Source organism: Blautia sp. HCP3S3_D9 (genome assembly GCF_052063845.1).
In the GTDB taxonomy this organism is placed as follows: Bacteria; Bacillota; Clostridia; order Lachnospirales; family Lachnospiraceae; genus Blautia_A.
The window spans coordinates 12,791-34,307 of record NZ_JBQHWS010000004.1 but is presented as its reverse complement, the minus strand read 5'-3'; the positions used below and the strand labels follow the sequence as shown (position 1 = coordinate 34,307).

Below are 21,517 nucleotides of genomic sequence, written 5' to 3'. Positions count from 1 at the left end.
TTCTTTTTCCAATCCCATCTTATCAGAAAAATACACCGCTGAAAACTCTAAATATTTACAGGAAAATAATCCACCACCACATCTTTTCTCAGATGCAGTGGTGGATCATTTATTCCTTATGCACTTTCGGGAATTTCATACAAATTTCCGTACCATTTCCTTCTTCGCTTCGCAGTACAATACTTCCCTTTAATGTACTGACTGCATGTTTTACAATAGAAAGTCCAAGTCCGGTACCTCCGATTTCTTTGGAATGACTCTTGTCCACTCTGTAAAATCTCTCAAATACTCTGTCCTGATCTTCCCTCGGAATTCCTATTCCTGTATCCTTAATCACAATCTGCGCCTCCTGCGCATTCTGTGTCAGAAAGATACTTACATTCCCATCGTTTCTGTTATATTTAATCGCATTGTCACAGATATTATAAACCGCTTCCTCCAGCAGTGTCCGAACCGCCTCGATCTTCATGGATTCTCCGCAGATATAAAGATGAACATTCATCTGCTGTGCTTTCTCTTTCAGACTGTCAAAAGCATTTTTACAAACCTGGTAAATATCCACAGGTTCCCAGATATACGGGGTTTTCTCCTCGTCCAGCTGTGAAATCTGGATCACATCCTCCACCAGCTGAAGCAGTCTCTGTGCCTCCTTATAAATACGTCCTGCGAACTTCGGAATATCCTGCTCCTGCACAAAACCATTCTGAATAATCTCCGCAAAACCGGAAATTGAAGTCAAAGGAGTCTTTAATTCATGCGAAACATTTGCAGAAAATTCTCTCCGCAGATTCTCCCGTTCCAGTTTCTCAGTCACATCTACCAGCAGAATCACCGCACCTTCTGTTTTCTGACCACGCACCACAGGATTGGCGATCAACTGAATATCATTGCCGTTTAATTTCAGGATTAGTTCTGCGTGCTCACCGCCAAGGACATGCTCAATCGCATGACGGAAATCCTCTGCACGATCCAGACAGTAAATGCTTTCTCCCTGTCGCGTTTTGTCAACACGAAATAAATTCCAGGCACTGGAATTGGCAGAGAGGATCATCGTATATTTGTCAATGACGATCAGTCCTTCCTGCATGTTTTCTGTGATAAGTGCAAACTCTTCCTGCTGCTGTTTTGCCAGTTCGAGCTGTTTCTGAATCTCCCTGTTCTGTCTGTGTATCTTACTCAGGAGCGGAGAAAGTTCCTCATAAATCTGGTTCTCTTCCGGATGTTCCAGATCCAGTTCATTGACAGGTTTTACGATCCTCTTTGATATTGCAGACGCTATAATTCCTGACAGAACCAGCATCAGAAATAATATCCAGCATAAAGGAAGTACAAGATTTTTAACCAGTGCAAGCACCGTATCCTGGGTTCCGGAAACTCTCAGTACAGTCCCATCTTTCAGACGTAATGCATAATATATTGTCTTCTTAGAAAGAGTACTGGAATATCTTGAGGATTCGCCTGCACCATATTTCTCTGCTTTCTGAAACTCCTCTCTGTCTTTATGATTTTCCATTTCAGAAACATCGGCCTCATTATCGAAAAGCACTGTTCCATCCTGATCTATATAGGTGATACGCGAATTTTTGTCTGAAACATTCTGCAGATATTCTGCTCCCTGCTGTTCTACGCCATACCCCAGATAAGCAGCTTCCTTCGCCAGTTCTCTCTGCAGCTGACCACTGAAATTCCCGTAAAGAATTCCCAGAACCATAAACAGACCCATAGTCATAACCACAAGGCATACCAGCATTGTTGATTTAAAAATCTTCTTTGTCACTTCTCTTCCCTTTCCCTTCTCTGTTACATTAATATCTTCAGATATCAGATACAAAAGTTAAAATAAAGCATTTGACCTGACAGCTTTTTTATACTCAAATATCCGCAAACGATTCCCGCCTGCGGATACAAAAATTCTCTTCATTTTATCAGTTAATTATTTTTATAATCCTGATGTTCATTATTCCTGTGCTGTCCCGTAATAGAGTATTCTACCCACTCTGCAATATTCACCGCATGATCTCCGATACGTTCAAAATATTTGGCAGTCATAAGAAGATCCAGTCCGGTCTTGGCTTCCAGTTTCTCTCCATATATCATATCAGCAAGCTTTTCTTTGATTTCATTAAAAGCATTGTCTACTACATCATCTCTGTTTATGACATTTCTGCACAGATCCAGATCGCGTTTTACAAACGCATCTACACTCTCTGTCACCATACACACCGTATCTTCCGCCATCCGTGTGATCGTATCCGGTATCGCGCTGGTATTCTTTGCGATATATAAAGACAGATCCGCAATATCTGCTGCCTGATCTCCGATACGTTCCATATCTGAAACCATTTTCAAAGCCGCAGAAATCTCTCTCAGGTCCCTTGCTACCGGATGCTGATGAAGTAAAAGGCTCAGGCAAAGATTCTCAATCTCTCTTTCTTTCGCATCAATATCCCTGTCTGTTTCAAAAACCTGACGGGCAATTTCCTCATTCTGCACATTCTGGATTGCCTTTGCAGAGAAAGAAATTGCTTTTTCGCAATAACTTCCAAGCGTAATAAGCTGTACATGCAATTCTTCCAGCTGTCTCTCAAAATACTTTGACATAATCAACCAAACCTTCCTGTAATATAGTCCTCTGTACGCTTATCTGCAGGCATGGAGAACAGCTTGTCTGTATCTGCAAATTCAATGACTTCTCCCAGTAAAAAGAACGCTGTCTTATCAGAAATTCGGGTTGCCTGCTGCATATTATGAGTTACCATAACAATCGTATAATCCTTCTTTAACTCCATTGCCAGTTCCTCAATCTTGGAAGTTGAAATAGGGTCAAGTGCGGATGTAGGTTCATCCATCAGAAGTACTTCCGGCTGAACTGCCAGAGCTCTGGCAATGCAAAGTCTCTGCTGCTGTCCACCGGACATTCCCAGTGCGCTTTTCTTTAAACGATCTTTTACTTCGTCCCAGATTGCCGCATCACGGAGAGATTTCTCTACAATATCATCCAGCTTCGCTTTGGAACGGATACCGTGGGTTCTTGGTCCATACGCAATATTATCATAAATGCTCATAGGGAAAGGATTCGGTTTCTGGAATACCATTCCGACTCTCTTTCGAAGCAGATTCACATCCATATCGCCGTAAATATCTTCACCATCAAGCTGTACTTTACCGGTGATCACACATCCCTCTACCAGGTCATTCATACGGTTTAAAGACTTCAGCAGAGTAGATTTACCACAACCACTTGGACCGATAAAAGCTGTGATTTCTTTCTCCGGAATCTCCATGTTTATATTCTTTAAAGCATGGAATTTTCCGTAATACAAATTCATATTTTCAACTGTTATTTTTGAATTATTACTCATGTTTCTTATCCTTTCGCAATTCTTTTGGCAACCGCTCCGGACAGGAAATTAATCACAAGAACAAATGCCAGAATAACAACTGCTGTCGCAGATGCCTGGTTCATATGAAGCCCCTCACCTGACAGCACATACATATGAAGTGCCAGAGTACGTCCGGAACCCATCAGGTTGGACGGAACTTCTGCAACTGTACCTGCAGTATAGATCAGGGCTGCTGTTTCACCGATCACACGTCCGATCGCAAGAATGACACCTGCCAGGATTCCAGGTACTGCTGATGGCAGAACAATGGTAAAGATCGTACGAAGTTTGCCTGCTCCAAGTCCGAAACTTGCCTCACGGTAAGAGTCCGGAACAGATTTCAGTGCTTCTTCTGCTGTACGCATGATCAAAGGCAGGATCATAATTACCAGTGTAAATGCACCGGATAAAAGTGACAGACCCCAATGCAGTGCTGTTACAAAGAACAGCATACCGAAAAGACCATATACAATAGACGGGATTCCGGAAAGTGTCTCCGCTGTGATACGGATCACTTTTACAAGTTTGCTTCCCTTTTTCGCATATTCTACCAGATAAATCGCTGCAAAAATTCCTAAAGGCGCTGCGATCACAAGAGATACCACTGTCAGAATAAAGGTATTGATCAGTGACGGAAGCAGTGAAAGGTTATCGGAATTATAAGTTAAACTGAACAAGTCAGTGGACAGATACGGTACACCTTTGACCAGAATATATCCGATCAGGAAAAACAACAATGCAAATGTCAGAACTGCTCCCAGAAGAGTGAGCAGTGCAAGGATTCCTGATCCCGGATGCTTCAGATATGCCTTCATCTGATCTGAGAAAGAAGACTCATTCTGCTTTTTTTCTTTTGACAAATCAATTGTCGCTGCTGTCTCAATTTGCATGTTCTGCCCTCCTGTTCAGTAAAGAAAGACTCAGGTTAATGATCAAAATAAAGATAAATAATACAACTGCTGTTGCGATCAGTGCTTCTCTGTGAAGACCCGTCGCATATCCCATCTCAGTAACGATGTTTGCGGTCATGGTACGGACACCTTTCAGGATTCCCTGCGGCATTCTCGGCTGGTTTCCTGCAACCATAACTACTGCCATTGTCTCTCCGATGGCACGTCCGATTCCAAGAACAACCGCTGCCAGAATACCGGATTTTGCTGCCGGAAGCATAACACAGAAGATGCTTCTCTCTTTCGTTGCTCCCAGTGCAAGAGAACCTTCATAGTAACTCTCCGGTACACTGCGGATGGCAGATTCTGTAACTCCGATGATAGTCGGCAGGATCATCATTCCAAGTAAAACACAGGCTGCCAGCATACTTGTTCCGGTTCCTCCAAAAGTCTGTCTGATAAGCGGAACGATAAGAACCAGTCCAAAGAAACCATATACAATAGATGGTACACCTGCCATCAGCTCAATTCCTGATTTCAATGGTCTGTAGATTTTTTTCGGACAATAACGCGCCATAAAAACGGAAGTAAACAACGCGATCGGCACACCCAGCAGGATGGCACCTGCAGTTACATAAATGCTCGCTACGATCATTGGAAGAATTCCAAAAATATTATTTGACGGCTTCCACTTTGTTCCCATCAGGAACTTCAGCGAACCAATTTTCCCGATAGCCGGGATACCATTTGCAAACAGAAATGCGCAGATCAGAAATACTGCCAGCACTGAAGTACAAGCTGCGATCAGAAATACACCTTTCATTGCTTTTTCTTTAAAGTGGTTCATTCATTACACCTTTCTTTCCCTGTATCAAAAATCTCGCTGATATCTTTTTTATTCCTGTAAGCGCTCTCTGCTCACAAAACAATTTCAGGTTACTGTTCATTCCATTCTCAGTAACAATTCCAGCACCATGATTTCCAACATACAAACAGCTCGCCTGTTTTATTTCATTCACAGGCGAACTGCTTTGAAACCTCTCAGTTTATCCAGTTAATTATTTAGCAAGATCTTCCCATGTAGTTGTCTCACCTGTGTAAACAGATTTTACCTGGTCGCTTGTAAGTTCATCGATGTCATTGTCTTTGTTTACGATAACTGCGATACCATCTCTTGCGATTACTGTAGCTGTAAGACCAAGATCTTTTTCATCATCTTTGAGTTCACGGGATGCCATTCCGATATCGCATGTTCCCTCAGCTGCCATGTTTACACCTGTTGTGGAATCACTCTGCTGAACTTCAACTGTTACGTCTTTGTTTACTGCTTCATAACCTTCTGCAAGTTTCTCCATAACCGGTGTTACAGAAGAAGATCCAGCAACAACAACTTTACCGGAAACTCCGTCTGCTGCTTCATATGCGCTTGCATCTGCTGCTTCTTTGATGTATCCGTTGTCTTCTACGATCTGCTGTCCGTCAGAGCTCATGATGTAGTTTACGAAATCTTTTGCTGCATCACTTTCTTTATCAGATGTAAGGATGTTGAATGGACGTGCGATCTTGTAAGAGTCATTGGAAACATTCTCTACAGTAGCTTCTACACCATCAATCTTAACTGCCTTTACTGTATCATCCAGAGAACCAAGGGAAATGTATCCGATTGCATTCTCATCACCTGCAACTGTTGTCATCATAACAGATGTGCTGTTTGTAACACTTGCTTCATCTGTGGTCATATCTACTTTCTCGCCATCCTGATCTTCCTGAATGCCAAACAGTTCTACGAAAGCCCCTCTTGTACCAGAACCATCTTCACGGGATACAACTGTGATATCTCCGCTTGCTGCACTTACGATTGTTGTGAAAGCTGTTGCTCCGATTACTGCTGCTGTAAGGATTGTTGCGATTTTTTTCTTCATGATAATTTTCTCCTCTTCCAATGAGCCTTGTTTCTTAATAAAGTAAATGGCTCATTTCCTTTTTTAATTTTATTTTTTATGTTTTATAACTTGTTGCCTCATTTACAAGTGCTATTATAGGAATCCAAAGTTAAATGTAAAACCACGCTAAAGTAAAATCTTTGTAAAAAGGTATTGTTACTGTTTCTTCCATTTTCGGTAATACAGAACACGAAAAGCCCCTTTTTAAGACTGCACTTACTTGTAAAACCCACCTCATCGTGCTATAAAATGTAGCCAGTTCCCCTCATGCCTTGATTTTACTGGGCTTAACGGCATACAAAACTGTGTTTTGTGTTGCACTTTCCTTTATCATATCTGTCTTTGCCTTATCCGTCAAATGCTTTGCCTGAATGTTCAGTTATGCATTTTACGTATAATCTTTTATTCTCAACGATGAAAAGATGTGTCTGCACACATCTCTTACATCTGGTTAATTTCAATGTTATAAGTTTTTGATAAAACTCAAATCCTGTTTCTTCAATGCCTTTTGCAACTTTTCGTTCTTTTTCTTCAGTTCACTGTTCTCCCTAGTCAGGGCTGCCACTTTCTGATTCAACAGGTCAATCTGCTTTTCCATTGCCATATTCAGGATTTCTCTTCTTGGATCTATCATTCCGACCTGTTCTTCTACTGCCTGGTTCATAAGATCCCGGACGGTTGGATTTTTATAAAAGAACCCTCTGGATAATCCGGTTTTCTTCATCAGTTTTGGAACTGTGATACGTTCTTTATTTGCCAGCATATCCTGGATTGCATGCTGGGCAAGACCAATTTTTTCTTTGCTCTTTCTCTGGTTTTCTTCAATCATCTTGTCGTATTTGTTCATATTCTTCTCCCCATCCGTCCAAAATTGTATAAATGATGTCACTCATCATCTGCCGGATTTCTCTGGTCTCGTCTGCCATTCTCTGATTGCTCATCTTTCGGTAATGCTGTACATTCCCCAGTCTCTTATGTCCCAGCAGCCTTGCTATTGTCCAATCATCCAGATGCATTTCTGTCAGTTTAACTCCATAATAATGCCGGAACATATGTGTTCCAAATCCGAATAGCATTCCGTTGTCATCCCTCAGTTCTTTTTTCTGTATCATAGACATAACCTTGGATTTCATTGCCATGTACTGCATCGGTCGATCAGGAGCATTCTCGTCTACAAATATGTATTTTGTATCTTTGAATTTTTCCTGTGTGTATTCAATGGATCGCTGTATCAGTTTTGCCAGTTCATTACTGATTGGTTTTTTATACCTTTGGGTTTTAACCTGGTATATTTCAATCAGATACTTTCCATTTTCTTTTATTAGGCAGTTTATTTTTAATGTAAGCGTATCGGATATTCTGGTTCCCAGCATCTGGTGTATCAGAAGGCATCTTGCAATCTGTACATCAAGCTTCGTAATTTCTGCATTCAGCCTTTTCATCTCTGCATCAGAATACACCTTAAATTCTGCATTTACTTCCGGTGGAATATCGGTATTGATAAATAAATGCTCTAACCTTTCGTAACCGTAAATCTTCCCAATTGTTTCTAACTGCCGCCTTAATGAAAGTACATAAGAACTATTCCCGGCTCCTGATGTTTTTGATGTTGTCAGACTAATCAAGAATCCTTCCAGTATATCCCGATCTATTTCACTACAGCTTTTAATTTCAGGATACTCTCTTTTTAAATATGCCGAGAATTTTCTCATTATTGTCAATTCTCCAGCTATTGTCCCTATCGCTTCATATTTCAGATTCATGTAAACAGCTTTTTTGCATTCTTCCCGGATATCTGGCTGGTATATTTTTCTGAAGTCCAGGGTCTCTATGTTATAAATAGGATTATATCTAATTTCTATCTTCAGATTTTTTAGTCTCCAGACATCCTTTTCTATCTCATCCCTTAAGTCCTCTGGTTCCAAATACCTCAGGATTCTTCTAAAATACAATATTTTTTCTGCTTCTCCATAAGTAACAGTTCCATAAACACTTTTTTTCTTCTTAGTAGTCGAAATTCCCTGTTCCATCATCCAGCCTTTTAGCAGTGTTATCCATTTTTCTTCTGTGCGATCATCGAGGCTATTGATATTTCGATTTATTTTACTGTTTAAAAACTTTACAATACAGTTATAATTGAGTCTGTCAAAACGCAATTTTGAATAGTTTCCAATTTGACCACGATACATAATATAACTTCGGAATTCTTCTTTTAGTTTCTGTGTTGGAAGCAGTGACAAATCAAACTTTCCATTATCTTTATTTTTTCCCTCTTTTATACAATTTGGAAATTCACTAAAGTAAATGACATCACTTTCCATTTCATTCCCCTTTCTTCAGCCACGAAGCCAGGCTGCTCTCCTGCATACTGAAAAATTCTTCATTTGCCTGTGCTATTTTCTTTGGCATATAATCAATGTATTGCCTTGTCATTTCTTCATAGGTGTGTCCGAGATAGTCACGAATACTCTGGAGTGATACATCATTGTCATAAAACATGGTAGCCACTGTATGCCGATAGTCATGAGATTTGAAAATATATTCTCCATTTGCAATTTTATTTTCTCTGCATGCCTTTAGCATTTGGTCGCGGAATGTCTGATACAGACAAGCTCCATCACCTTTTGCATTCTTAAAAATATATTCGTCTGATTGAATATCATATTTTTTAAGATATACTTTCATAAGCTGATATAATGCTTTGGGTATTGGTATTTTCTTATAATTTTTCATTTTGACCTGGTATACCTGAATCCAGTAATCTTTTCCCTGCTGGCAGTAAGCATTTCCTTTTAAAGTACACACCTCACTTGCCCGAAGTCCCAAGCACCATAGATGCAGGAACATACACCGAAGTCGTTCTGGAAAAAGATATAATTTTTTTAAAATCTCCATATATACGGTTTCTTCTACACTTCGGTCATGATGTACTGTTATTACCTTTTGCTGGAAATACTCTATACGAAATGGCATTTGGGGAATATACTTCCGGACTTCCATAAACTTAAAGAAATGTCCTATACCGAATATCCGCTCATTAAAACTTTTCGCTTGTATTTTCCGCTCCCGAAGGCTCTTTGCATATTGTTCCAGATGTTCTGCCTTTGCATCTACAGCAAGGATATTTTCCTGCTCAAGCATTTCCAGAAAATTCCTTATAAATATAAATCTGTTACGAATTGTACTTACTGCCTGTCCAGTCACACCAAGCTCATATTTCATGTATTCCTGCAGGATTTTACGGTTCTGCCATTCTCTTATCTCCATAAAAGAAATACTTTTTAACGAGCTACTTTCGTTAATGCGACTCTTATCTAAATGAAATTTTTCTATGTACCAGACCGTTGCATCCCATTGAATCCGTTCCTGCTGTATAAAAGCATCTTTTCTGCATTCATCTATAATGCCTAAATGCCTCATTAGCGTTTTATTTTTTGTATCTGCAAAATCTTTGGAAATTGTTTGAATCTGCCTTATTTCCAGCAATCCAATGTCCCGAATATTCTGCTGAACACAGGAATCATATAATATCTTTAAAGCCTTCAGCCTGTTATTTCTATATGCTATACTTTCCGAAGTCTTTGCAACAATGCGACTCAATGTAGAAAAAATCTGCCGTTTTAGTATTTCAGAACAATTCTTCTTGAAATCCCATACCAGAACTCTAAGATCCTTAATATATTTAAAATCACAGGCAATCTGTTGATCCGGATAATATTTCAGGTAAAAAACTTTATTCTGGTATCGCCATTCATAAAATCTTTTTCCAGTCAGTGTCTGCATCTGCTGGTATATGTGCTGTTGTTTTATAACATCATATATACCCAGATACCACATGATTTTATCAGGCTTCAATTTTTTTCTTAAATATTGCTCGTAGGAAATCTGCAGTTCATAATCCATTTCTGTTAAACTCCAGACTTCTCTGTCTGTCAGAAATTTTTTCACATGATTAACTGGTGTTTTTACTTTTATCTGTATCGGAAGTGAGTCAATCTCTGCATATAATTCCTGCTTCTTCTTTTCAATGTCCTCTTGATATTCAGTCCTGCGTTCTGCCTGCTGTAGTAAATATACAGGCATTTTTCACACCTCCTATTCCAGCAGACGGTCTGCTCCGTAAATAGCAGCATGCTGTTCGTAAAACTCGTTGCTTGCCTCTACCAGCTCGTCATCCAACCAGTCCAGATACTTTATCGTAGTGTCCAGATGCTTGTGTCCCAGTGCCTGACTGATCATCTCCAGTTGCCATCCGGCACTCTTTCGCATATTTGCAAAATAGTGGCGAAGCATGTGGGGGGTGATTTTGATTCCGGTTTTCTTTTCCATCCGGTCTAACATATCGTATACACTGTCTACCTTTAAGGGTTTTCCAATGCCATCGCCCATAATGTTTACAAACAGGTAATCCTGATGCTGCAGGATTTTCCGGTATCTTGCCAGATAGTCCATCAGGAATTCAAATGTGTCCTTGCTTATCTTGGCACTCCGGTATTCTGCATTCTTGGCTCTTGCTTCGTTCTCATTATCTTCCCGAAAGCACACCCGGATCATGTGGTTCTTATAATCAATATCTTTGACATATTTTACGCCCAGAAGTTCTCCGATGCGGTATCCGGTTTCTGCTAATAAAAGCAGCAGAAGCTGATCCCTGCGATTGGTACACGCCTGTAGGATCGTCACAATCTGATTTTCCTTTGCTGTCCTGCCACGGTGTTCTTCCTCTTTCAGGTAACCTTTAAAAGAATGATTTCGGAGTACCTTTTTAACACCGACCTGATTGACTGCTATGATCTGGTTATAAGATAATGTCTTGAGGCTGCCATACTGTTCGTATTCTGCCTCTATAAATAAATAGAACCTGAACACATCTTTTAAATATGCGTTGCAGGTTCCCTGATTTGGACATTTCTTCGGTTTTCCATTGGCTTGTTCTGTGTGGTTCCCGGCTCTGAGCCAGTATAAGAAATCCACAAAATGCTCTGTCTGTTTCTCGTATCCTAACTGATAGACTTCGGTAAGTTCCATTTCCTTTTCTTCCATGTAGCCCATATAATAGCAGATGGCAAAGGCGGATCGCTTTACGGTATTTGGTGATCGTCTGCATTTGATCTTGTGCATCAGATATTTGCTCGGCAGTTCTACGATTGCCATCGTATCCAGATCCCGGATGTAAAAATATCGTTCTGTCCCATCTTTTATCGTTTCTACTTTGTAGCTCATGTGAACTGCCTCCTTTCCTCTAACGCTATACACAGTATACCCAACTCATGCCGATAAAGCTATCACAAATACCACCAATTCGCTCCAAAACGCCCCTGAAATACCACTAAACTTTTTGTCCTATCTGCCGTCCGGATCTGGGCAGAACCAACAACACTGCGATTGCTCTCAACTGTAGTAACGCTCCACTTTCCGGCTTCGGATAAAATCTTCTACTTCTTCGATCCGCTCTGCCATCTGGCACTTTGGCAGGGCTTCCAGAACATCGCTCCGGTACCTGCCTTTTTTCGCTGCCCGGTAGTCTAAAATAGACACAACGCAGGTGTCCTGCTCCGTTCGGATTGCCCGTCCAAATCCCTGCCGCAGCTTCTTCTGCATATCCGGGACTACGATGGTCTGGATGTAGGATTCCAAGGATCGGTACTGCTCTCTCTGTGCTTCATGGATAGGGTCCGGAACAGAAAACGGCAGTTTTACGATGATCAGGGAGGATACCATGTCCCCCGGAAAGTCCACACCTTCCCAGCAGGAGCCGGCTGCGAACAGCACTGCATTTTCCATCTTTTTAAATCTTGCGATTTCTTCCTGGGAATTTCTCCATACCTGCACCATCGGGAACGGGATCTGATCCTGCAGGAGCTTCTGCACGTTTCCCATCAGGGTGTAAGATGTGAACAGTACCAGCGTATGCCCGTAAGTGGAACACACCAGATCGCGGATCTGTCCGGCAAGCTGCTCGGCTTCTTCCCTGCTTCCCTTTTTCATAGGTCTTAAATGCTCCGGAATGTAAAGCAGGCAGTTCTCCCTGTAACAGAATGGGGATTCTGCCACGCACTCCCGGATACCTGTTTCTTTTTCCAGCCCGGTCATCTGTCTGGTCCTTGCAAAACCGTTCCCGGCTTTTAAGGTCCCGCTGGTTAAGATCGCCGGGAATCCCCGGCTCCATAAAGTCGAATCCAGATACTTCGGGATCTCCCTGTTGACCGCCATAAAGGTTAAATGTTCCCGGCTGTCCTGCTGTAAAAATAAAATATACCGCTTGTCGTTCTTTAAGAACCAGCCAAACAGCTCATCCATCTCTTCCAGTCGCCGGAAGATCCAGTAAGGAATGTTCCCGGCAAGCCTTTTGATCATAAGCTGAAGCCTTTCCTTCGTCTGAGCCAGAAGGGGGCCAGCCCCCGGTGGAAAATAAAAACTTTCTTTTCCAGCCATGTCCTCTGTGCCATCTTTCCGGTGCTTTCGAATCTCCATCTGAAGAGCAGCAAACCATTCCTGCAGCCGTTTCCCTTCTGTACCTTTATGCTCCCTGGCTAAGAAATAACGGATCTCCTGCACATCTTCTTTTCCAATGCTTCTTCCATACATCTGGCTGGCAGCTTCCGGGAGCTTGTGGGCCTCATCCACAACCAGAGCCCTGTAATCTGCCAGAAGCGGCCGGTACCCATTTGCCCGGTGCATGGCATCTGCCAGAAGATAATTGTGATTGCAGATCTGTAAAAAAATGTCCTCTTTCCTGGAAATATCCAGATGCTTCTGATAACGGCATCCTGCTTTCCCCGGACACTCTCTGGGGCAGAATTTCGGTACGCACACCAGCCTGCGGTCAAAACCGCTCAGGTTATGTACGGAATCTAAATCAAAACTATGCCGGAGGGACTTCAATGCCTCCATCTGTGCCTGATTTTTATTCTTGTCCCGGACTGCCTCTAATCTCTGGGCCAGCCTGTAATCACATACAAAATGTTCTTTTCCCTTGCGGACAACCGCTTTTAATTCTTCCTGAAGCAGACCTGCTTTTAACAGTACGTCCGATAAGAAAGGAACATATTCCTCTATGATGGCTTTCTGTAAGGCGATACTGGAAGTGGATACCACTACAGGCCGCCTGTCACATCCCGAATAACCGGAATGCAGTACACTATATTTCCGCATCAGGATGCAGGCTGTCAGATAGGCATAGGTCTTTCCGATGCCGACTCCTGCATCACAGAGCGTGATCTCATTTTTCATAAGGGCATCCAGCATTTCATGGCAGAGACGGATCTGTTCTTCTCTTACGTGAAGCCCGGCTTCCGGAAGAAGTTCTCGGAAGATCCTTTCCACCTCGCCATGCGCCCTTTTCTGATATTCATTTTTATAACACATTACTTCTCCTTGCCGGGAAGCTTATCTTACCGTATCCTTACGGACGGATCTGACTGCTCCCGGTACATTCTGTCCCTGTTCTTGCATTTTCTTTATGGCAGCATTCCCTCTTGCCATCATCCTTCGGATATCTGTCCGGGAAACATTCCATGTCTTTACTTTCTGAGGAGCTTTCCTCACCTGCTCGGACAAATGTCTTTCACAGAGTTTCGGATAAACCACCATTGCTTCCGGTAATTCCAACGGATACTCGATCATGGGATGGTACACAATATCCCTTACCACCTGCTCATAGCATTTCATCTGCATTCTCGCCGTACTGTCCTGGTAGATATTTTTCCCTTTCATGGCACTGTAGACCTGTGATGAAACATATCCCAGCGTTTCAAAACTACAGTATCCATAAGGAGTTACACCAGAAAGGGAATCCGGATCTTTTAAGGCATTCAGATATACTTCTTTTCCCTGGGCGATCAGCCACATCTGAAAATCGGAAAATCCGTCATCACTGCACCCGGTTTCCATCATAATACCTGCCGCTGTCCATAAGCCGTACTTATAAGCCGCATCCCGGTAACTGTAAACAAGATTGTGGAATTGCAGAATATCCTCAGGTGTCATATAGAAAAGCTGCTGCTTGATCCACACTGCCGAAGCATCCAGATCGGTGCCGCACACTTCCTTTGCTTTTTCAATCAGACTCCAGAACTGATCCTTGCTCATTCCACTTCTTTTTGTTTCTTCCATCTTTTCTCCCCTTAATGTGACGTTAATACCACAAGAATACGGCTGTAGTTTCCCACAGCCGCATGGTATCTGATATCAACGACACACTTCTTCATTGATTTCTGTTATTTTATCTTGCTGTTCCGCATTTGACCTCGCACCCCCGGAACTATCCTGCATTTAGGAAAGGGGACACTACAGGCGGGCGGCTGGCCTGCCGCCTCTCACAGATGTCCTGGGGGTCTTTCTGATTACAACCCGGAGTCCATCTTCCGCTCTTTGGCTGGTAACGTGTATCATTATCCCCCGTCCGTGATCCTGGCGAAAGGCTGCCACCGCCTTATTCACAGCTATGCTTCCTCGCTCCAAGTCTAAGAATCTTTACCCTATACTTAATCATGGCGCTCATGCTGTCACGCTTCCACGGTTGGGAACGTACCTGTAGTGCCGATATTCACTTGCCAAAGAACAGCAGAAGGATGTCCCTCTGCTTACTAGCCGATGGCAGTGTATTTTTTTATTCACTTCACAAAAAAATTTTTTATCGTGCTTCCCCGGATCTGTTTTTCTTTTTTCCCTTTGCCGTATTCTTCTGCTGTGTATCGTTCTTCTGGCTTTCCTTCTGTTCTTTGGCTTCTTCCGGCGGCATTTTCATCACATGAAGTTCCCCGTTAAACAGGGTAAAAACTTCCGGTGACTGATATTTTTCTTTAAACTTTTCAATCTGCTCCGGTGTCAGCGAAGTAAAATCATCTTCTGTCAGTCCTACCACAAGGAATGTTCCGGCAATGGCATCATAGACCTGTCCACGGTCATCGTACAATGCACGATTTAACGGTAATCCTTCAAACTTTCCATTGCCGTTTAAAAGGATTCCAACCTCATCTTCAAACGGATAGGTCATTTCAATGTCACCACCTACCGCCTGCTGCAGATTCTCCAGCTCATTCGGGATATTCTTAACATAGGGTGCTTTCATCGGCTCGACTACCAGCACTGTCATCATATCTTCCTGCATTTCAGACACTTCTTTCTCATCCATCGTATCAATCCTCCTGTCTGTTCGTTCTGATAATCAGCCGATGACCCCCTTTTGTTTTATTCAAATTTCATGGACTTTTTAATCTTCTCCCGTAACCTCCGCAGTCTTGTATAAACCGTCTGCTCCGGCAGTTCCATGTGATGGCTGATCTCTTTTGGTGCATATCCCATCATCTTCAGGACAATCATCTGAAGAGTTTTCTTGTCAGTCGATAACAGGATCTGGAGCAGTTCCTCATTTTCCACGGTATCGAGCAGGGCTTCCACACTCTCTGGCTGAGACTCTCCTGATTCTTTTTCTTCCAGAAGCAATTCCATACAGTCCAGAAGCGCAGTCTGATGTTCCCGGAATCTCCGCTCTGCGTTAAAATCGTTCCAGTCATACTCCCGGAGCTTTCGGATCGTCTCTTCATCCACACCCTGCTCTCGCAGGAGCTTCTCTTCCTCTGATTTCCACTGGTTCCATCTATATTCTTCTCTTGCTTTATTGTAAGCCACTTTTATTTTCCTCCGATCTGAATTTTTGCGAAATCAAATCGGAGTGTGGCGGTGACCTAGCTCGTTCTTCCTGTCTACAGGAATGCCCGGCATCTCTGCTGTCTCCCTGCAAACACGGATCTCCTTTGTAATCATATCTTTACAAAGGCACAGTGTATCGGACGCACCTGTCAGCTAACGGTCAGAAAACTGTCAATTGACGGTCAGTTTTTATCACCTTCTTTCCAGAATAAATAAAATAAAACGAATAATCTTTTTACGGATCATTCGCCTTACTGCTGTTCGTTTTCTTTATTCAATTCAAATTTGTAACCTATATCCCTGACACTAACGATGCAATTTCCGGCACCATCTTCAACGATATTCAGCTTTTTTCTCAATCGCTTTACCAGACACCAGATGATATTTTTAATATCACCAATAGGATAATCTTTCCATATAATCTGATAAATTTGTTCATATGTATAGATTCTCATAGGAGCCGAAGCCAATAAGTACAGAAAATCATATTCTCTTTTATTGAGATTCAATTCGGTTTGACTCCAATATGCTTTATACAATTCTCTGAATATAAGCAATTTTCCTTCTCTGATGTTTAATTCTTTTTTCTTATCTTCTGCTTTTCTTGCCCATTCTAAATATCTTCGAGTTAACGAAAAAATATGCAGTTCTAATTCTTCTTTTCCAATGTTAATATCAAATACAGAATCTGCACCTGCATGTATAAGAGTCTTTTTATGCAGCAACGGATTTTCTGTTAAAGCAATAACCGGCGTATATGTGATTATTCTTATTGTTGAAATTATTTCTGCGGTAAGATCCAGAGAATCAGTACTGCCAATTACTATAATATCGAAATGAAATAAACTCAATTTCTTCAGGCACTCATAAACAGTGGATACATAGCATGATTTTATTTGTTTTTTGATTTCAATGTGCATATCCTTTTCCGTATAGAACAGGATACTATGGTCGTTATCACGCATATATATTTTCTTTCAGAAGTTATTCGTCAGTACACTATGCCTTTTCTTTAAAAAACATAATGTTGATCAATCTCAGCACATGATTATATGCCCAATTTACAGGAACACTTCCTAGAATCAAAACCATCAGTAAAGAAATCAGAAATAAACTTCCCACATTCAATAACAGCGGTATTTTTAAGATCTGGAAACTGTTCATTGCAATCTGCATCGGATAGTGGAAGAAATATATTCCCATTGTTCTTCGCCCGCTTCCAATAAAAGTAAGAAACAAATTTCTGTCAGGAATAATTGCAAGTAACGAAAATATCATTAAAAACGAGGCTAAATATGTAAATAACCGAATAAGCATTCCTTCCATCTCACTGATATTACTTGCCCTGTAGGAATGATTTCCCCTGAATATATCTACCGGAAGATTATTTCCCAGCATATATGCTGTCATCAGATACAGCAAAATCAGAGTCAGACTCATTAAAATCCATTTTCTCCTGAAGTTTCTTAATACTGTGATATATTGGTTTTTCCATAAATATCCAGCTACAAAAAACGGAAAAAACACAACTATTCTGGAAGCTGACAGGTATGTGGAAAATTCATTTCTTGTTCCGGCCCACAATGAAAATATAATACTTAGTGGAACAATAAATCTTATTCTTCCAAAAGCCTCTATGGTAAGTCTGTAAACAAATAGTGCCAATACATACCACATAACGGTTCCGGAAGGGCGCAAGATATCATAATCCATGTTATAACCAAGCCATACCTTGACTGCCCATGTAAAACTATATCCCAGAATATATGGAACCAACAGGTTCTGAATATTTTTCAGTACATTTTGTTTGCTTTTTGACAAAAATCCTGAAACAAAAATGAAAGCTGGCATATGAAAAATCGTGATAGCATACCACAACTGACGCACTGCCGGATTCACTTTTACAAGCTGAAATGCAATAATATGATTAAAGACTACCAGAAAGATCAAGATAACTTTTATATTATTGATCAGAAAAAAATATGGTACTCCATGTTCCTTTGATTTTATATTTTATTCACCCCCTAATATAGAATGATCGGATATCCACCATCAATCGCATTGTATATCACTTCTGCCTGATCGGGCGGCAGATTTATACATCCATGACTTCCGTTTGTTTTATATACGTCTCCTCCAAATTCAGGCTGCCAGTCCGCATCATGCAGTCCCTGTCCATATACAAACGGCATCCAGTATGTAACCGGAACTTCATATCCATAAATATCACTGGACAGTGTGAATGGACTTGCTTTGTAAGCAATCGCATAAGCACCTGTATAAGTTGCACGGTCTTCTGTTGGAAGTCCGCTGATTATGTCTGTGTCTGTCACAAGTACTCCGTTTTTATACAGCCAGAGATGCTGCTGTTCCAGACTGACTTCTATATAGCTTCCATTCAGATCATCTGTTCCATTTCGTGACAGACCTTCTTTTTCATAAATTGGTGAACGCTGAATGGTTGTTCCGCTTTGCAGATCTGCGCAAAGCTGTTCGAATTCAGCATCCTGGTCAATGCGGAAGCCATACTCATTATTACTTATTGTTACAGTCTGACCATTGGATGTATAGAAAGATCTTGGCACATATATTGTGTTGTATTTACTTGCCAGACTTTCTATATACGCTCTGACTTTATCAGAGTCAATTTCAACTTTATCCCCTGAAATGACCATCCAGGAATTGATCGTTGCAGAATCAATTGTTTCTGTTACATCACCAAACAGATACGTAATTGAAGTATTATTATATTTTTCTATATTCGTGTTTAGTTCTGATAAACGACTGAGCAGTTCTTCAGATGATGCCGTAACAGCAGCCTGACTGTATGTATTTTCATTTATATCTACAGAAATCGCCTTTCTGAAAAAATCCTCTTCCAGATTTCTTTGGATACAATCGGATGTGTACTGCAATAATCGGTTTGGATCAATCTGATTGCCCTGCACTGCATCAACAATAATAAATTTTTTGCTTGTATCGTCATATTTTATATAGGCATCTTCAGAATTGATTCGCTCTGTATCTGCTGTAAAATGCTCCGCTGAGAGTGTCTCAGATAATCGGTTATCATCCCTGACAACTTCATATGGAATTTTCCAATCTTCTCTGGGCTCAAATATTGTTCTTTTCTTCCATATTTCTTTCTTCAGTTTAAACAGTTCTGTTTCTAATGTCTGTGTATTAAGCGAATATCCCAATTCTCTTAATGAAACCGTATAAACACTCTTTCCATTCTCATAAAAAGAAACCGTTTTATCTTCAAAAGCCGTATTTATTTTTTCTGTTGCCTGATCCGGTGTGAGACGGGATACATTCTGTCCATAGACAAATGTTTTACAGCCCATTGTCTGTGTATCTGTTACGATCTCGTATGCGACAAATCCCACGGTCAAAACGATCATCAGCAGGATGCTTATAGATAAAATGAATTTTAACTTCTGCTTCCGCTTCCCTTTTCTGTTTGTTAGTTGTCTTTGTTCTCCTCTCTTCTTTCGTTCACTCATTTTCAATGCTCCTTTTATCTCCCCATATTTTAATTTCATACTGCTATTTCGGTAATTCTATAGAAAAAACAGTCCCGTTTGTTTCATCACTGGATGCCCATATTCGTCCATTATGCCTTTCCACAATAGCTTTTGTAATAGAAAGACCAATGCCCATTCCTCCAGTCTTTGTGTTTCTGGATTTATCAACTCTGTAAAACCGTTCAAACAGATGTTCTAAAGCATCTTCCGGTATGATATTTCCTTTATTCTGAACCTGAATCAGGACTGAATCCGTCATCTGTTTATAAATAATGCGTATACTGCTTCCGGTTTCTGCATATTTGATTGCATTTGCTACCAGGTTTGTCATACACTGCTGAATTCTCTGACGGTCTCCACACAACATATCTCCCGACCTGGTACATAGTGTCAGTTTCAGATTTTTTTCCTGTAGTTTCGGTTCAAAGTTCCAGCATAATTTTTCACACAAGTTGCTAAAATCAAATGATTCCAAACGCAGCGGTTCTCTTTGATTTTCCAGTACATATAATTCCTGCAGCTGACGGACAATATGGATCAGTCGCAGAATTTCCTCATAACAGCTCTCCAATCGTTCAGTTGTCGGTTCCCATATTCCATCCAGCATCGCTTCCAGATGCAGCTGCAGGTTGGTTAACGGTGTCCGAAGCTCATGAGCCACATCTGATGAAATCTGACGTTTTTGTATTTCTTCTTTTTCCAAAGCGGCAGACATTTCGTTAATTGCAGTTATTAAACTCTGCGTTTCTTCTATGGAGCTCTTTTCCTGAATCTGTACCCCGAATTTTCCTTTTGAAATCTCAGCCGCAGATCTGGTAACATCAGAGATTGGTTTTGTCAGTTTTTTTGACATAATAACACCAAGTATAACTGCTACAAAAATAAATATACCGGACAGTAAAATCAGAAATCGATTCAATGTTCCCAAAAGTCGGATTTCTCCATCTGTATAAGAATACGGTCCATAATATCCGATTGTCAGTTTTCCGGTCTGAACTCCATCTAATTCAAGCAAATATTCTTTTTCCTGATAGGAACCTTCAAATTTAATATAACGACTGTGCATATTACTTTCTGCATGTTGAAGTGTAAGCTGACATTCCTCTTCCTTATGTGTCCGGATATCCCAGTCTAATTCACCATCCAGCGTCTGAAGCCGTACCAAAAGGCCATTTTGTAAAGCTGCATTTCCAATAATTTCAACCCCTGTCGTTTCATATTTTTGTTTGTCTTTCTGATAAACTTCTTTCATTTGTTCAACGACAGTACGCATTTTTTCATCAAGCTGTTCTTTTGCATATCCGCTGAACACATTTTCCATGGAAACTGTATAAAATAGCGCCAGAGATAAAATAATAACAATGGAAATAAAAGAATACGAAAATATAAGCCTGCCTTTTATTGTTTTCATCTTTGCTCCTTATGGTACAAATTTATATCCAACACCATATATCGTAACAATATATTGTGGTGATTTTGGATCTGGTTCAATTTTCTGTCTGAGATATTTTATATAAGTATCAACACTTCTGTCATATCCATCAAATTCATCTTTCAAAGCAAAATCAATAATTTGCTCTCTCGTGAATGCACGTCCCGGTGATTTTACCAGCAATTCAAAAATATTGTATTCCGTAGGTGTAAGATGAAGTTCTTCATTATTCTTTTTTATACTGTGTGCCTGAAAATTAACATCTAAATAATCAGTTCCAATTTTCAATATTTCCGGCTGGCTTCTTTCCACCCGTCTTAATACTGCCTCCACCCTTGCAATAACATTTCTGGGACTGAATGGCTTTACAATATAGTCATCTGCACCGCATTGCAGTCCTGCGATCATGTCACTTTCATCCACTCTTGCAGTAAGCATAATAATCGGAATATCTTTTTTCTGATGGATAACCTGGCACACTTCTTCTCCCATAATATCTGGCAGCATTAAATCAAGCAGAATCAGATCTGGTGTCTCTGTTTCTGCCAGCTTTATGGCATTTCTTCCATCATAGGCGACAACGGTCAGATATCCGGCTTTTTCCAGATAAGCCTGAAGTACCTCTGTGATTTTTTTCTCGTCATCTACAATTAATATTTTTTTTGATTGTTTCATAAGTTCACCTTCC

Annotated in this window: 20 protein-coding genes; all 20 read right to left on the bottom strand. The window is 40.8% G+C overall.

The genetic code is table 11. The annotated features are described in order from the left end of the window. Positions 1-109 precede the first annotated feature (109 nt). A complete protein-coding gene (locus ACTNES_RS01905; protein ID WP_291816848.1) occupies positions 110-1,777 on the bottom strand; it encodes a sensor histidine kinase in 1,668 nt (555 codons plus the stop codon). Between the two features lie 152 nt (positions 1,778-1,929). Beyond that, the gene (gene phoU, locus ACTNES_RS01900) at positions 1,930-2,601 is read right to left on the bottom strand and encodes a phosphate signaling complex protein PhoU (protein WP_291805064.1); all 672 of its coding nucleotides are present in this window, start codon (positions 2,599-2,601) and stop codon (positions 1,930-1,932) included. A 2-nt stretch (positions 2,602-2,603) separates the two neighbouring features. Next, complete coding sequence (pstB, locus tag ACTNES_RS01895) at positions 2,604-3,362, bottom strand: phosphate ABC transporter ATP-binding protein PstB (protein WP_216460719.1); 759 nt, start codon at positions 3,360-3,362, stop codon at positions 2,604-2,606. A gap of 5 nt (positions 3,363-3,367) precedes the next feature. Next, a complete protein-coding gene (pstA, locus tag ACTNES_RS01890; RefSeq protein ID WP_216460720.1) occupies positions 3,368-4,273 on the bottom strand; it encodes a phosphate ABC transporter permease PstA in 906 nt (301 codons plus the stop codon). Beyond that, positions 4,263-5,120, bottom strand: a complete 858-nt coding sequence (gene pstC / locus ACTNES_RS01885) for a phosphate ABC transporter permease subunit PstC (protein WP_291805058.1) — start codon at positions 5,118-5,120, stop codon at positions 4,263-4,265. Before pstC ends, pstA begins: the two co-directional genes overlap by 11 nt. Beyond that, positions 5,107-5,292: a hypothetical protein gene (locus ACTNES_RS01880; protein WP_291805056.1), complete on the bottom strand. Its 186-nt coding sequence runs from the start codon at positions 5,290-5,292 to the stop codon at positions 5,107-5,109. The genes pstC and ACTNES_RS01880 overlap by 14 nt, the downstream gene beginning before the upstream one ends. A gap of 39 nt (positions 5,293-5,331) precedes the next feature. Further along, positions 5,332-6,195 carry a substrate-binding domain-containing protein gene (locus tag ACTNES_RS01875; RefSeq protein ID WP_291805053.1) on the bottom strand — a complete coding sequence of 288 codons (864 nt, stop codon included), beginning with the start codon at positions 6,193-6,195 and terminating at the stop codon, positions 5,332-5,334. 484 nt (positions 6,196-6,679) lie between these two features. Further along, positions 6,680-7,063, bottom strand: a complete 384-nt coding sequence (locus tag ACTNES_RS01870) for a DUF6262 family protein (protein WP_441038424.1) — start codon at positions 7,061-7,063, stop codon at positions 6,680-6,682. After that, the gene (locus tag ACTNES_RS01865; RefSeq protein WP_441038423.1) at positions 7,038-8,537 is read right to left on the bottom strand and encodes a tyrosine-type recombinase/integrase; all 1,500 of its coding nucleotides are present in this window, start codon (positions 8,535-8,537) and stop codon (positions 7,038-7,040) included. Before ACTNES_RS01865 ends, ACTNES_RS01870 begins: the two co-directional genes overlap by 26 nt. Before the next feature lies 1 nt (position 8,538). Further along, on the bottom strand, positions 8,539-10,299 hold the full coding sequence (locus ACTNES_RS01860) for a tyrosine-type recombinase/integrase (RefSeq protein ID WP_441038422.1): 1,761 nt from the start codon (positions 10,297-10,299) through the stop codon (positions 8,539-8,541). A 12-nt stretch (positions 10,300-10,311) separates the two neighbouring features. Beyond that, a complete protein-coding gene (locus tag ACTNES_RS01855; protein ID WP_441038421.1) occupies positions 10,312-11,439 on the bottom strand; it encodes a tyrosine-type recombinase/integrase in 1,128 nt (375 codons plus the stop codon). 168 nt (positions 11,440-11,607) lie between these two features. Next, positions 11,608-13,584, bottom strand: coding sequence for an ATP-dependent DNA helicase (locus ACTNES_RS01850; protein ID WP_441038420.1), 1,977 nt, complete (start codon positions 13,582-13,584; stop codon positions 11,608-11,610). 21 nt (positions 13,585-13,605) lie between these two features. Further along, positions 13,606-14,331: a DUF4240 domain-containing protein gene (locus ACTNES_RS01845; protein WP_288788474.1), complete on the bottom strand. Its 726-nt coding sequence runs from the start codon at positions 14,329-14,331 to the stop codon at positions 13,606-13,608. A 520-nt stretch (positions 14,332-14,851) separates the two neighbouring features. Beyond that, positions 14,852-15,352 carry a DUF3846 domain-containing protein gene (locus ACTNES_RS01840; protein ID WP_288788472.1) on the bottom strand — a complete coding sequence of 167 codons (501 nt, stop codon included), beginning with the start codon at positions 15,350-15,352 and terminating at the stop codon, positions 14,852-14,854. 56 nt (positions 15,353-15,408) lie between these two features. Further along, on the bottom strand, positions 15,409-15,849 hold the full coding sequence (locus ACTNES_RS01835; RefSeq protein WP_288788471.1) for an ECF-type sigma factor: 441 nt from the start codon (positions 15,847-15,849) through the stop codon (positions 15,409-15,411). Positions 15,850-16,121: 272 nt separating this feature from the next. Then, entirely contained in the window at positions 16,122-16,835 is a 714-nt protein-coding gene (locus ACTNES_RS01830; protein ID WP_288823629.1) for a winged helix-turn-helix transcriptional regulator, read from the bottom strand. Positions 16,836-16,869: 34 nt separating this feature from the next. Then, on the bottom strand, positions 16,870-17,832 hold the full coding sequence (locus tag ACTNES_RS01825; RefSeq protein WP_288788478.1) for an acyltransferase family protein: 963 nt from the start codon (positions 17,830-17,832) through the stop codon (positions 16,870-16,872). 62 nt (positions 17,833-17,894) lie between these two features. Continuing rightward, on the bottom strand, positions 17,895-19,376 hold the full coding sequence (locus ACTNES_RS01820; protein WP_441038419.1) for a L,D-transpeptidase family protein: 1,482 nt from the start codon (positions 19,374-19,376) through the stop codon (positions 17,895-17,897). A gap of 43 nt (positions 19,377-19,419) precedes the next feature. Continuing rightward, a complete protein-coding gene (locus tag ACTNES_RS01815; protein WP_441038418.1) occupies positions 19,420-20,808 on the bottom strand; it encodes a sensor histidine kinase in 1,389 nt (462 codons plus the stop codon). Positions 20,809-20,817: 9 nt separating this feature from the next. Next, positions 20,818-21,504: a response regulator transcription factor gene (locus ACTNES_RS01810; RefSeq protein ID WP_441038417.1), complete on the bottom strand. Its 687-nt coding sequence runs from the start codon at positions 21,502-21,504 to the stop codon at positions 20,818-20,820. Between the last annotated feature and the right edge of the window lie 13 nt (positions 21,505-21,517).